We start from the raw sequence: 12568 nt of genomic DNA on the forward strand, positions 1-12568 counted from the left end.
GTTGGCCCTGCCGCTGGCCCGCGGGGCGCGCGGTCGTCGGGATGGACCCGGAGCCCGACATGCTGCGGCTCGCGGCCCGCGAGGGCGCGCGGCGCGGTCTGACCAACGTGACGTGGGTCCTGGGCGCGGACCGCGACGTCCCGGCGCTCGGCGCGCTGCTCGGCGACGGTGCGTCCCCGCCGCTCGCGGTGACCGTCATCGGCGCGGCGCTGCACTGGATGCGGCACGACGAGCTGTTCCCCGTACTGCGGTCCCTGACGCGCCCCGGTGGCGCGGTCGCCGTACTGTCGGCCGGTGCGCCGCTGTGGCTGCACGACACGGACTGGTCGCGGGCGCTGCGGGCGTTCCTCCAGGACCACTTCGGCCGCGAGCTGCGCGCCACCTGCGGGACGGACGCGGCTGATCTCGCGCGCTACGAGCGCTCGTTCCACGCGGCGGGCTTTGCGTCCGTGACGCTGCACGAGCATCCGTACGGCGACAGCCTCACGTTCGACCGACTGATCGGCGGCCTGTGGTCCGCGTTCCCACCCGCCGAACTGCCCGCTCCCGCCGACCGCCCCGCGTTCGCCGCCCGCCTGCGCGCGGCACTCCCCGGCGGCGACACGTACCGCGAACCGGTACACGCCACCGCCCTCGTCGCCACCGTCCCCCGGGCGGCGGGCTAGGGCGTCAGCACGATCTTGCCCCGCACCCGGCCGGTCTCGCTGAGTTCGTGCGCCTTGGCCGCGTCCGCGAGCGGCAGGACGTGATCGACGGCGACCCGCAGGCCGCCGCGTTCCACCAGGCCGGTGATCTCCTCCAGCTCGGCGCCCGACGGGACGAACCCGGCCTCGGCGAACCGCAGTCCGCGCGCCTCGGCCAGCTCCCGCACGGCGCCCCGGTCGGGCCCGGTGCCGCGCACGTCGACGAGGATCCCGCCCGGGGAGAGGGTGTCCAGCGACCGGGGCCCGTAGTCGCCGCTGACCGGGTCGAGGACCACGTCGACGCCGCGGACGGCCGCCGCGAAGTCGGTGGCGGTGTAGTCCACGAGTTCGTCCGCGCCCAGACCGCGCAGGAACGCGTGCCCGTCCCGCCGCGCGGTGCCGACGACGTACGCGCCGCGCGCCTTGGCGATCTGCACGGCGAGATGGCCGACCCCGCCGGCCGCCGCGTGGACGAGCACCCGCTGCCCGGCGCCGACGGCGGCGACCCGTACGAGCGCCCGCCAGGCGGTCAGCGCCGCGACCGGCAGCGCGGCGGCGTGCGTGGGGCCGGTGCCCGCCGGGGCGGCGGCGAGCGCGTCCACCGGCGCGACGGCGTACTCGGCGTACGAGCCCCGGGGCGGGAACGCGCAGCCGTACACCTCGTCGCCCGGCCGGAACCGCGTCACCCGCTCGCCGACCGCCGCGACCGTGCCCGCCACGTCGACGCCCAGCGTGAACGGCGGCTCGCCGACCCGCCGCACCAGTCCCGCACGGATCTTCCAGTCGGCCGGGTTCACCCCGGCGGCGCGGACGCGCACCAGCGCCTCGTCCGGGCCCGGCGCCGGGACGTCCGCCTCGACGGCCGCCAGGACCTCCGGGCCGCCGAAGCGGCGTTGGCTGATCGCACGCATGCGGGTGATCACAGGGCACTCTCCTCGGGAAGGTCGTGATCACCATGCTCACCAGTGCGCTTTCCCTTGTGAAGTAGGCACCTTCTTGATACCCAGGTACCTCATGGAAACCACTACGGACGTCCTCCACCGCCGCGACTGCCCCTCGCGCACCGTCGTCGAGCTGCTGGCCAACAAGTGGGTGCTGTACGTCCTGGGGGCGCTCCGCCGCCACGACCGGCCGCTGCGCTTCAGCGAACTGCGGCGCCTCCTCGACGGCATTACACAGAAGGTGCTCACCCAGACCCTGCGCGCGCTGGAACGGGACGGCCTGGTGAAGCGGACGGTCTACCCGACCGTCCCCCCGCGCGTGGAGTACGGGCTCACCGCGCTCGGCGTCGAGGCCGGGGCACTGACCAGCGCCATCTCCGCATGGTCCGTGGCGCACGCCCCGCAGATCCTGGAGGCCCGCCAGGACTTCGACACCCAGGCCGCCATGCCGCCCCGCCCCGTGTCCCCCTGACACCGGACACCCCGACACGGCGCCGAAACGCCCGCGACATCAACAAAATGTGTACGCGCCCTACGGTCACGGCCAACGTCCGCAACGACGCCGGAGGAGCGCCGATGTCCGAAGCGCCGGATCACGCCGTACACCACCCCGTCCACCCCGTGGACGAACGCCTGCCGCCCGCGCAGCTCGCGGCGTTCGGGCTGCAGCACGTCCTCGCCATGTACGCGGGCGCCGTCGCCGTCCCGCTGATCGTCGGCGGCTCGCTCGGCCTGCCGCCCGACGACCTCGCGTACCTCATCACCGCCGACCTGCTCATCTGCGGCGTCGCGACGCTGCTCCAGTGCGTCGGCTGGTGGCGGCTCGGCGTGCGGCTGCCGATCATGCAGGGCTGCACGTTCGCCGCCGTCACGCCCATGGTCCTCATCGGGCAGGACGGCGGGCTGCCCGCGATCTACGGGGCCGTGATCGTCACGGGCCTCGCGATCATCCTGCTGGCGCCGCTGTTCGGGCGGCTGCTGCGCTTTTTTCCGCCGCTGGTCACGGGCACGGTGATCCTGGTCATCGGCCTGAGCCTGCTGCCGGTGGCGGGGGAGTGGTCGGCGGGCGGGGTCGGGGCCGACGACTTCGGTGACCCGGACAACCTCGCCCTGGCGGCCGGGGTGCTGGCCGCCGTGCTGCTGCTCCAGCGGTACGCGCCGCCGTTCGTCGCGCGGGTCGCCGTCCTCGCGGGCATCGTGCTCGGCACGCTGGTCGCGATACCCCTCGGGTTCACGGACTTCGACGCGGTGGGGGACGCCGACTGGGCCGGGATCAGCACCCCGTTCCACTTCGGCGCGCCCGAATTCCAACTGGGCGCCGTGCTCTCCCTCTTGGTCGTCGGCCTGGTCACCATGACCGAGACGACAGGGGACTTCATCGCGGTCGGCGAGCTGACCGGTCGTGAGGTGACGCCCCGGCGGCTGGCGGACGGGCTGCGGGCTGACGGCGTGTCGACGCTGCTCGGCGGGGTGTTCAACACGTTCCCCTACACCGCGTTCGCGCAGAACGTGGGCCTCGTCGGGATGACGCGCGTACGCAGCCGGTGGGTCGTCGCGACGGCGGGCGGCATCCTCGTGGTGCTCGGCCTGCTGCCCAAGCTGGGCGCGGTGGTCGCGGCGATCCCGGCGCCGGTGCTGGGCGGCGCGGGGCTGGTGATGTTCGGGACGGTCGCGGCGAGCGGCATCAGGACGCTCGGCGCGGTGGACTTCGACGACAGCCGGAACCTGACGATCGTGGCCGTCTCGGTGGCCGTCGGCATGCTCCCGGTCGGCGTCCCGGAGATCTACGCGGAGTTCCCCGACTGGTTCCAGACGGTCATGAACAGCGGCATCAGCGCGTCCTGCGTCACGGCCCTCGCCCTCAACCTCCTCTTCCACCACCTGCCTTTGCGCGGCCGGTCAGGGAACGGTGCGCTGCTCGCTGGCGGCGGGTCGCTCGGGGGCGGGTTGGGTGGTGTCGGGCAGGGGCCACAGGACGCGCAGCAGGACCGCTAAGGCCAGCGCTATGAGGAGGGCGAGGAGGGTCGGCCGCCCCGGCCAGGTCCGTTCCACGGGGGACTCCGTCTCAGTCGTCGGGATCGGTGAAGATGCGGAAGGCAAGCTCCGCCTCGCCGGGGAGGGCGGCGCGCCGGGCGGCGGCCAGGCCGGTGGCGGCGTCCGCCGGGTCGGGCGCGGCCAGGTCGAAGTCCTCGGGCGGCTCACCGAGGGTGATCAGCGCGCGCCGGTAGAACGCCCACCAGCGCCGGTCCGCCCCGACGAGCAGCCGCCGGGCGGCACCGGCGGGGCCGAGCCCGGCCACCGCACCCGCCGCCGTCCCCAACACCCCGGCCACCACCAGCCCACGCACCACACCGCCTCCAGGTCCGTTGTCCGCCCGCCGGTATGACGGGCTCCTCACCCTGCTCCACCACCCCGCGCCACCGCCGCCCCAACAGCGAACGCGGCGCACGGCACCACCACTGACGACGACGCGGCACCTCCCCCGGCGCCACATACAGCCCATCCCCACCCGGACCCGGCTCAGCCAACTCCCGGTAGTCCGCGACCACCCCGCGCAACCGCTCCACACACCGCCCACACCCGTACAACGGCGCCTCGGCAGGCGGATCAGCCGTGGACACGACTCCCAGCCGCATCACCAACCCGACCCGATGCCCACACCACAGCCAACACGCCCCGACGACCCACTCGTTGCCATCGCTCACGCGGCGCCCCGCAGGCCGAGGTCCAGCACGAACCACACCGCCTTGCCCCCGGCCTGGGAGGAGCACCCGACGTCCCGGCACATCATCCGCAGCATCCACAGGCCGCGCCCGCTCTCGGCGTCCCAGGCGGGCTCCATGAGCACGGGCAGCAGCGACGACCGGTCCTCCACCCGCACGGTCACCCACTCACCGTCCGGCACCACCGACAAACGGCAGTGCGGATTCGCCACGTGCCGCACCACGTTGGCGAGCAGCTCACTCAGCCCCAACCGGGCCACCTCCACCGCCGCGTCCGAAGCCCCCCACGCCCGCAACACCAACGCAACCGTCCGCCGCCACGTCTCAATCCCCCTCGCATCGGCCAGCAAGTCCCACGCGTACTAGCACTTGGCCTGTTCAGGCCGCATGAGGGCCGTCATCACACCACCTCCTGGGGTCAGGGCACATCACGTCGCACGGATGTCCGGGAAGCAACACGCCGTCGCTTGCGGGTGGTTGCTTCGTTGGTCAGCATGCAGCGATGAGGGCACCGAATGCAATCGCGCGTCAACCCGCAATTGCTTTTTGACGTGAGAGTGCACCCGTTGGTGGCAGACTGGTGGGCATGACGACTGCAAGCCCGGTAGTCCGGCGCCGCCGACTCGGCCTTGACCTGAAGCGCCTGCGCGAGGGCGCCAACCTCAAGGGGAACGAGGCGTCACGCGCTCTGAAGTGGTCGCCGTCCAAGCTGTCCCGCCTCGAAGCGGGCAGGACGGTTCCCACGCCCGGCGACGTGACGCAACTCCTCGACCTCTACGGCGTGACCGACCCCGAAGAACGGGACCGGCTCGCGAAACTCACCCGCGAGGCACGCAAGAAGGGCTGGTGGCAGCTCTACAGCGACATCCCATACTCGACGTACATCGGCCTGGAGTCCGCAGCCGAGTCGATGCTGACCTTCCAGACCGTCGTGCCGGGTCTGTTCCAGACGAGCCGATACGCCGAGGAGATCAACCGGGCCACCGATCCGGGGCTCTCGGAAGAATCGCTGGAACAGCGCCTCGACGTCCGAATGGAACGCCAGCAGGTACTCACGGGGTCGAACCCGCTGGTGATGCGGGCCGTGCTCGACGAGTCAGCGCTGCGCAGGCGAGTCGGCGGGGCGGAGGTGATGCGCGACCAACTCGACCGCCTGCTGGAACTGTCGCAACTGCCGAATGTACTGCTCCAGGTCATTCCCTTTTCGTCGGGCGCGCACCCTGGGACACTGGCAGGACCGTTCGTCGTCCTTCAATTTCCGGACAGCGAAGACCCCGATGTGGCCTACGTCGAGGCCAACAGTGACCCGTACCCGGACGACGCGCAACGGTACACGCTGCTGTTCGATAACCTCAGAGGCAGCGCTGTCAGCGTCACGCAGACGCAGGCGATGATCCGGAGCATGAAGAAGGAACTATGAACACCGAAGAGGCCGGGGGCGTCAACCTCACCCGTGTGGTCTGGCGTGCATCACGCCGCAGCCAGGCCAACGGCGACTGCGTCGAGGTCGCGGACGGCATTCCCGGCGTCGTTCCGGTGCGGGACAGCAAGAACCCCGCCCCCACCCTCCTGGTGCCCGGCGCGGCCTGGACGACGTTCGTGGATCACCTCAAGCACTGAGGACGACACCCCCGCAGAAGAGGAGCCTCACCACCGCCCCCCACGGCACAGGTCAGGCTTCTCCTTCACCCCGGCCCCCTCCACCTCTCCGGCCGAGTCACCACAATCGGTGTGACGACACAACGGCAACGGCAACTGCCTTGAAGTAGCTCGGTACGCGCTTCCGGCCCGATAGCGGCCTTTACCGAGTGGACCAGGAACGCCCGGCCCGCCTGACAGCCACCCGTCCGGGGCCGTCCAGCGGTCCCGGACAGCGCTACGCCGCGTCCGGAGCCGCAATTGTCCGCATGCGCAGCGTCATGCAAGGGTTACCCCTCATGGACCCAGCGCAGTTCGATGGTTATGTCCGCCGTGGCTCGGTGGACACCCTCTCGGTGGCGGATGCGGCCCGCCAACTGGAGGCTGTGACCCGCTACGTCGCCCAGGACCGGGAAGTCCTTGCCGAGCGGGAGAAGCGGGGTGACCCGCCGGCCCTGGACGGGGAGAAAGCGCTGGTCTTCGCCTACGAGGCGCATTCCCTGTCTCTGACCGACGCCTCGGGCGAGACGGTCGCCGTCCTCGTCTCCCCGGCCGTCCTGGAAGTCCTGGAAGACGCCGTCGGCCTGCTCCAGGGCGAACTGGAACGCCATCGCGGTACCGCCGCCCCGTCGACCACCGAGGAACTCCGTGACGAGCTGAAGGGCCGGATGACCTCATGAGCCAGATCCAATGGGAGCCCGCTGCGAAGCGGGCACTGGCGCGGTTCGGCAAGGACGACGCAGCCGTTGTCGATCAGGTCCTCGACAGCGTCAACGCGCTCTCCCACAACCCCCGGCCCTCCGGCGCGCTGGACTGCGGCGGTGGCAATCACCGCATCCACGTCGGACGTTACCGGGTCTGGTACACGCTCAAGCAGGAGAAACCTGTGGTCATCGCCATCGACCTTGTCGGCCGCCTCCAGTGATCCGCCTTCGGGGAGAGGGCGGACGGCGTGACAGCGGTGGTCTGCGTGCGGGTCAGCTCTCTGCCCGAGGCCGAGAGCATCGTCCGGCATCTGTACCGCATGGCCGAGATCATCAGGAAGGCACTCGATGACGCCGAAGGTTCCCAGCTTCGAGACGTTGCTCGACTCCGCGCGTGTCTCAGCCCTGCACCTGGAAATGCGGGACACTTACGCCGTCGCCGAGGAAGCCGACGACCTGGCCCTGTGGCGATCGGGCAAGTGGAGCCTGGAAGACGGCCGTCGCACGCTCGGCGACTGGCTCGCCCTCGTCCGGCGGACGGTTGGGCGAGGAGTGGACGTACGCCGCGCACGCATCGTCTCGCAGCCCGTCTCGGAGTACATCCGCTACGAACACGCTCTGACCCCGCTAAACCTCGAAGCCGGTGAGGGCGTGCGCTGGCTACCTCGCCGCGAGGCCCTCGGCATCGCCCTGTCGGCAAACGACTTCTGGCTCATCGACGCCACCTTGGTCCGCTTCAACCACTTCACCGGCGAAGGCGAGGCGGCCGAACCCGAGATGAACGAGTCCCCCTCCGTCGCGCGCCTGTGCGCCACGGCCTTCGACGAGGTATGGGAGCGGGGAATCGTGCATCACGAATTCGCCATCTGAACGAGCCTCCTCCGCACCCCGAGTGCGCAACCTGCGGCTGTCCAACGGTCCCGGCTGCTCACCGCAGCCGTACGACACAGATTCCGTGCGTCACATTGCCAATTTTCTCCAGCAAATTGGTCATTTCCGCCTTCGGGCCGAGTGGCGCCGGGCCCCGCCTCACACGCAGTACGGACACCGGACCCGCTCGCAGGACAGCGTGGCGGAAAGGCTCTCTTGACGTGGTGGACCACGAGAGGCGAAGGTCGTGGAATCTCGTAGAACTCGCCGCAGGCTGGAGGAAGCCATGGCATTACGGTTCATTGCTAAAGACCCGAACACTGACGGTGCGAACTGCCCCACGGTGTGGGTGGACGAGGAGCGACAGGAACTGGTGTTCCAGGGCTGGAAGGCGAAGGGGGAGGCTCGGGCCGACTGTCTGACAACCGGTCCGATCCCGGACAGCGAAGAGGTCGTACGGCTGCCCATGAGGATGGTGGCCGCCATTCGGGAGGCATGTGATGTGGCGGACCGCTCCACCCTTCGGTGAGTTGCTGGCGGGATGCAGGCGGTCGGCTCTGCATCTCGAAATGCGTGACCATTACGACGACCCGGACGAGGCCCCGAGGGTCGAGGCGTGGAAGTCCGGGTACCGGCCGGACCCCGCCGACCGTGCGACGTGGTGGCGGCCGTGGCTGGACCTCGTGGCCGAGACAGTGGGCAGGGGAGTGGAGATCCGCCGGGCGCGCATCGTCTCGGAGCCGGTCAGCGAGTACACCCGGTACCTCTACGACGGGACGTTCACCAACATCGCGGCCGGTGAGCAGATCCGGTGGCTGCCTCGCAAGAAGGCGTCCGCCCTCGCGTTGCCGGGCAACGACTTCTGGCTGTTCGACGGACGCCTGGTCCGCTTCGGGTACTTCTCGGGCGAAGGCACCTACCTCGGGGACGAGGTGACCGACGAGCCGGCGATTGCCGAACTCTGCGCGACGGCCTTCGAGAGCGTGTGGAACGAGGCCGTGCCCCACGCGGACTACACCGTCTGACCGGACTCTGCGAAACATGTCAGGTGTTCCCCCGTCGAGTGTCCAGGCTGCTCGGAAGGCGGTCGCTGATCGGCTACGTGAGATCCGCCGGGACGCGAATCTCGCAGCCAAGGACATCGCCGACCGCACCGGTTGGTACAAGTCCAAGGTCTCGCGCCTTGAGAACGCCGTCACGCCGCCGTCCGACGATGACATTCGTGCATGGTGCCGCGCGTGCCGGGCCGACGGGATGGCCGCAGATCTCATCGCGGCCTCCCGGTCGGCCGAGAACCTGTACGTAGAGTGGCGTCGGCTGCAACGCACTGGGCTGCGTCGATTGCAGGACTCCTACGTCCCCCTGTTCGAACGGACGCAGACGTTCAGGGTCTACTGCTCCAATGTGATCCCAGGGCTGCTCCAGACGGAGGGGTACGCCACCGCGCTCCTCAGCTCGATCGCCACATTCCGCAGGACTCCCTCAGACGTGTCTTCTGCGGTCGCCGCGCGTATCGCGCGTTCACGGATCATCCGTGACGGCAGCCGCCGTTTCGCGCTGCTTGTCGAAGAAGCGGTCCTACGGCACCGAGTCGGCGGTGCCGAGACCATGGCTGGCCAACTCGGCTTTCTGCTGGGCGTCATGGCTCTCCCCTCCGTGTCGTTGGGCGTGATCCCCTTCTCTGCTGATCGGCAGATGTGGATGATCGAGACATTTAACATCTATGACGCGCGGCAGGCGCAGTCGGAGACTCTGACCGCTCAGGTGAACATCACATCTCCCTCGGAGATCGCGCAGTATCTGCAAGCGTTCGGCGAGTTTTCGAAACTGGCAGTGTACGGGGCGGGGGCCCGTTCCTTGATCACTTCGGCGATCGACGCTTTGGAGTGAACCACATGGAACTCTGTAGAACTTGCTTGGAATGAGGCTCTTCTCGTCTTTAGCGTGGTGTGCGTGCGGGTGACGCGAGGACACGGTGCGTCGCCGACCCCGCGACGTCACGATTTCCTCCCGAGCTGTACCGGGACAGTGAATCTCCTTTCGTCAGCTGCTGCATGACGCAGACCAAGGCGGAAGGTTTGGCATCACGGCACGGAGAACGCATCTCCGTATTCACTGCACGAGAGGACCATTCCATGCAGCAGAATCTCTACGCCTTGCCTGCCCTGAACAGCTCCGACTTCGCCAATTTCTGCGGCGGAAACCTTCAGAGCGAGCACGAGTCGTGCATCGACATCGCGGCCCTTCCCGGTGTCGAGGAGGCGTACGCGGTCCGGGACTCCAAGCCCGAAGGCGCCGGTCTTGAACTGCGGTTCACCGGTCGGGAGGTGGACGACTTCGCCCTCGGCTGGGCGAGGCAGCGAGGGCTCGTGCGGTAGGCGGCGGACTCGCGTCGACGCACGGAACCATCACGGCCGCCCCGCACTCGTGGGGCGGCCCCCACCGCAGAAAGCGCACATGAACTGGTCAGGTCACTGGCACGGATTCGGACCATGGATCGGTCCCCTGGAAGCGTATGCGAAGGAAGGCGGGCGGCGGCCCCCGCACCCGAACGGGCCTCCCACCGTCACAGATCCCGGGGACAAGAGGCAGCAGGCAGTCCTCGACCGGTACCGCGAAGCCGCTGCCGAATTCGCGACGGGCAACGTCCCGCCGACCATGCCCGGCCACTGGCTCATGAAGCAGAACCAGGCGTCGTCCGACCGCACGTGGAGCGATGTGGGCTTCGCGCTGGCCTGGCTGGAGAAGTCCTACCGCTCCAACCCGCCGTTCGAACGGCCCGGCAGGGAAGCCCCGTACGCCGACCTCGCCGCGAAACTGGACTACGCCGCCGACGTGCTCCCCCGTGGCGTGGACGTGAGCTGGGTCTACTACCTGCCCTCCAAGAGCCTGATCTCCTTCTCCGTCGTCTGCTGCCCCAACCACTTCCACCCCGCAGTCGAATGCCCGGCGCCGCCGTCGTAGCGGCCTTTCAGAAAGGGCGACCCGCGTGTCCCTGGACCTCTTCCTTCCCGAGGCCGGCGTCACCGACCTCCTGACGACATGGCCGGACGAGCCGCATGTCTACGACCGGGGCAAGACGCCTCTCGACCAGCACCTCACGGCCGCCTCACTCCGCGAGTACGTCAGCACCGGATGCATACCCGCGGAAGAGATCGCCGCCATCAAGGCCCCGAACCCCTCCATCAGTCAGAACGCGTTCAAGACCAACGGCAGGACCGACGCGGACAAGCTCCGGACCCTCCACGACAACGGCTTCACGCTGCGGCTCGGCAACCTCCAACGCGTCGTGCCCTTCCTCGCCCAGGCGTCACGCGGCATCCAGGAGCAGACCGGCTACTCGAACTACATCCACGCCTTCATGACCCCGTGCGGTGGGCAAGGACTCCGCCACCACTGGGACCAGCAGATGGCCGTGATCGTCCAACTCCAGGGCCAGAAGCGCTGGCAGCTCTGGCGGCCCCCTGTCGAGGCACCTATGCGCGAGTACAACGAATCCTTCCGGGTCTGGAAGGACGACTACGTGGAACGGTGGACGGCCGCGGGACCTGATCTGGACATCGATCTCGGGGCAGGCCAGTGCATGCTTCTGCCACGTGGCTGGGTGCACAATCCGAGCGTGCGGGAGGGCGCCGAGGCAAGCGTCCACCTCACGGTCGCCATCCGCGAACGCACACCCATGTGGCTCGCCGAGAAGCTGACGGCCTCCGCGATCGAAGATCCCGCCTTCCGGCGTCTCCTCCTTCCGAACGTGCTGCTCGGCGAGGAACTCGCGACCGTGAGCGACGAGGTACGCCACATGCTCATCGCGCACCTGCAAGCCATCGATGCCCCAGCCATGGCACGCCTTCTCCGTGCGGCTGCGTTGAAGGAACTGGAGTACACGACGTGAGGCTCTGCTCGGTCGGTGATGAACCGGCCACGCCGCCTGGCTGGCCTTGGCTGTGGGGCACTGCCAGTGGTTAGCTGATGTGCTCACAGGTACGGAAGAGACCGATCATGAAGCGACTGGTCGCCCGGGTCTGACGGCTCATCCGGGGCCCTTGCAATGGCGGGTCCTGTGGTTCGCGCCTGCCAAGTCCATGGTCGGCGTCACCGGGGTCGTGTGAACGACGCCGGGCAAGTGCTGTTGCTCAAGGGCCGCCCAGCGAGATCAGGGACCACGCGGACGATGCGGCGGCGCGAGCGCTGCTGTGGAAAGCCCGCGACGTACTCGCGCGGGCGTGTGCAATCAGGAGCAATCCGGTGGGCGCCCGCACCGCGTGCCTCCTGGCCCCGTACTTCGCGGGTCACCGTTTCGGGTCGGTGGGCAGTGGTTTCGCGGCTCCGGTCGCCGGGTCGGTCGGAGCCGTTGAAGAGACTGGTGCCGTGATCATCATCAGCTTCCCTGGTTCGGACACGGCTGAGAAGCCGGCGTGAGCGTAGACCTCGTGGGCGTCCACCGTGGAGAGCATCAGCCGCTTCAGCCGGTAGGGCTCCAGTGCCGCCACGACCGACTCGGCCAGCCAGGTGCCGATGCCCTGGCCGCGTGCCTCGCGGGCGACGTAGACGTCGCACAGCCAGCCGAAGGTGGCGTAGTCCGTGACGACCCGGGCGAAGGCGAGTTGCCCGGCGGTGTCCGGTGTGTAGACACCGAAGACGAGCGAGTGCTCGATCGAGCGCGCCACGGTCTCGCGGCTCCGGCCCAGGGCCCAGAAGGCATCCGTGGAAAGCCAGTGGTGCACGCGGTCGAGGTCGATGCGCGCGGGGTCGGTGTCGAGGGTCAGGCCGTCGGCCCTGGTCGTGATCACGGCGCTCGATCCTATGGCGCCGGCCCCGAGGGCGGTGCCCGCGCTGCCGGGGTGCTGTTCAGGCCTGTGGCCGGCGAGTTCGAGTGACTTCGATGCCGAGGGAGTCCAGGAGGTGGGCGGGTCGGTGACGTCGCCGACCCGCGGGGTGAGTTCGCCGAGGTGGTGAAGGATCCTCTGGCCGGTGGCGCGGGCGGCGGCCATGGTGACGAGGTCCCGGAG

17 protein-coding genes are annotated in these 12568 nt (G+C 69.3%); 13 read left to right on the forward strand and 4 right to left on the reverse strand.

The features are described from left to right. Positions 1-41 precede the first annotated feature (41 nt). Positions 42-665: an SAM-dependent methyltransferase gene (locus tag ACIBPC_RS03820; RefSeq protein ID WP_398841040.1), complete on the forward strand. Its 624-nt coding sequence runs from the start codon at positions 42-44 to the stop codon at positions 663-665. On the opposite strand, the gene ACIBPC_RS03825 is transcribed toward ACIBPC_RS03820, so the two are convergent. Next, positions 662-1594 carry an NADP-dependent oxidoreductase gene (locus ACIBPC_RS03825; RefSeq protein WP_398841042.1) on the reverse strand — a complete coding sequence of 311 codons (933 nt, stop codon included), beginning with the start codon at positions 1592-1594 and terminating at the stop codon, positions 662-664. The genes ACIBPC_RS03820 and ACIBPC_RS03825 overlap by 4 nt on opposite strands. A gap of 103 nt (positions 1595-1697) precedes the next feature. Here ACIBPC_RS03825 and ACIBPC_RS03830 point away from each other — a divergent pair, with 103 nt between their 5' ends. Further along, positions 1698-2096 carry a winged helix-turn-helix transcriptional regulator gene (locus ACIBPC_RS03830; RefSeq protein ID WP_398841044.1) on the forward strand — a complete coding sequence of 133 codons (399 nt, stop codon included), beginning with the start codon at positions 1698-1700 and terminating at the stop codon, positions 2094-2096. 104 nt (positions 2097-2200) lie between these two features. Next, positions 2201-3619: a nucleobase:cation symporter-2 family protein gene (locus ACIBPC_RS03835; protein ID WP_398841045.1), complete on the forward strand. Its 1419-nt coding sequence runs from the start codon at positions 2201-2203 to the stop codon at positions 3617-3619. Positions 3620-3689: 70 nt separating this feature from the next. On the opposite strand, the gene ACIBPC_RS03840 is transcribed toward ACIBPC_RS03835, so the two are convergent. Both ACIBPC_RS03840 and ACIBPC_RS03845 read right to left on the reverse strand, forming a co-directional pair. Then, positions 3690-3974 (reverse strand): hypothetical protein, encoded by a 285-nt coding sequence (locus tag ACIBPC_RS03840; RefSeq protein ID WP_398841046.1) that lies wholly within the window; start codon positions 3972-3974, stop codon positions 3690-3692. 351 nt (positions 3975-4325) lie between these two features. After that, positions 4326-4697, reverse strand: coding sequence for an ATP-binding protein (locus ACIBPC_RS03845; RefSeq protein ID WP_398841048.1), 372 nt, complete (start codon positions 4695-4697; stop codon positions 4326-4328). A 236-nt stretch (positions 4698-4933) separates the two neighbouring features. On the opposite strand from ACIBPC_RS03845, the gene ACIBPC_RS03850 reads away from it, so the two are divergent. From ACIBPC_RS03850 to ACIBPC_RS03895, 10 genes are all read left to right on the forward strand, one after another. Continuing rightward, on the forward strand, positions 4934-5767 hold the full coding sequence (locus ACIBPC_RS03850; protein ID WP_398841049.1) for a helix-turn-helix domain-containing protein: 834 nt from the start codon (positions 4934-4936) through the stop codon (positions 5765-5767). Continuing rightward, a complete protein-coding gene (locus ACIBPC_RS03855) occupies positions 5764-5967 on the forward strand; it encodes a DUF397 domain-containing protein (RefSeq protein WP_398841050.1) in 204 nt (67 codons plus the stop codon). The genes ACIBPC_RS03850 and ACIBPC_RS03855 overlap by 4 nt, the downstream gene beginning before the upstream one ends. Before the next feature lie 317 nt (positions 5968-6284). Then, positions 6285-6665 carry a hypothetical protein gene (locus ACIBPC_RS03860; RefSeq protein WP_398841052.1) on the forward strand — a complete coding sequence of 127 codons (381 nt, stop codon included), beginning with the start codon at positions 6285-6287 and terminating at the stop codon, positions 6663-6665. Further along, complete coding sequence (locus ACIBPC_RS03865; RefSeq protein ID WP_398841054.1) at positions 6662-6910, forward strand: type II toxin-antitoxin system RelE/ParE family toxin; 249 nt, start codon at positions 6662-6664, stop codon at positions 6908-6910. The genes ACIBPC_RS03860 and ACIBPC_RS03865 overlap by 4 nt, the downstream gene beginning before the upstream one ends. 127 nt (positions 6911-7037) lie before the next feature. Further along, the gene (locus ACIBPC_RS03870) at positions 7038-7559 is read left to right on the forward strand and encodes a DUF6879 family protein (protein WP_398841055.1); all 522 of its coding nucleotides are present in this window, start codon (positions 7038-7040) and stop codon (positions 7557-7559) included. 500 nt (positions 7560-8059) lie between these two features. Continuing rightward, positions 8060-8584: a DUF6879 family protein gene (locus tag ACIBPC_RS03875; protein ID WP_398841056.1), complete on the forward strand. Its 525-nt coding sequence runs from the start codon at positions 8060-8062 to the stop codon at positions 8582-8584. Between the two features lie 16 nt (positions 8585-8600). After that, complete coding sequence (locus ACIBPC_RS03880; RefSeq protein ID WP_398841057.1) at positions 8601-9449, forward strand: helix-turn-helix domain-containing protein; 849 nt, start codon at positions 8601-8603, stop codon at positions 9447-9449. A gap of 245 nt (positions 9450-9694) precedes the next feature. Further along, entirely contained in the window at positions 9695-9937 is a 243-nt protein-coding gene (locus tag ACIBPC_RS03885; protein ID WP_362956353.1) for a DUF397 domain-containing protein, read from the forward strand. 298 nt (positions 9938-10235) lie between these two features. Continuing rightward, positions 10236-10523 (forward strand): hypothetical protein, encoded by a 288-nt coding sequence (locus ACIBPC_RS03890; RefSeq protein ID WP_362956356.1) that lies wholly within the window; start codon positions 10236-10238, stop codon positions 10521-10523. Positions 10524-10548: 25 nt separating this feature from the next. Continuing rightward, positions 10549-11451, forward strand: coding sequence for a JmjC domain-containing protein (locus ACIBPC_RS03895; protein ID WP_362956359.1), 903 nt, complete (start codon positions 10549-10551; stop codon positions 11449-11451). Positions 11452-11848: 397 nt separating this feature from the next. Here the strand turns inward: ACIBPC_RS03895 and ACIBPC_RS03900 are convergent, their stop codons facing one another. Beyond that, positions 11849-12349 (reverse strand): GNAT family N-acetyltransferase, encoded by a 501-nt coding sequence (locus ACIBPC_RS03900; RefSeq protein WP_398841763.1) that lies wholly within the window; start codon positions 12347-12349, stop codon positions 11849-11851. Between the last annotated feature and the right edge of the window lie 219 nt (positions 12350-12568).

Source organism: Streptomyces sp. NPDC049879 (assembly GCF_044461265.1).
Taxonomy (GTDB): Bacteria; Actinomycetota; Actinomycetes; order Streptomycetales; family Streptomycetaceae; genus Streptomyces.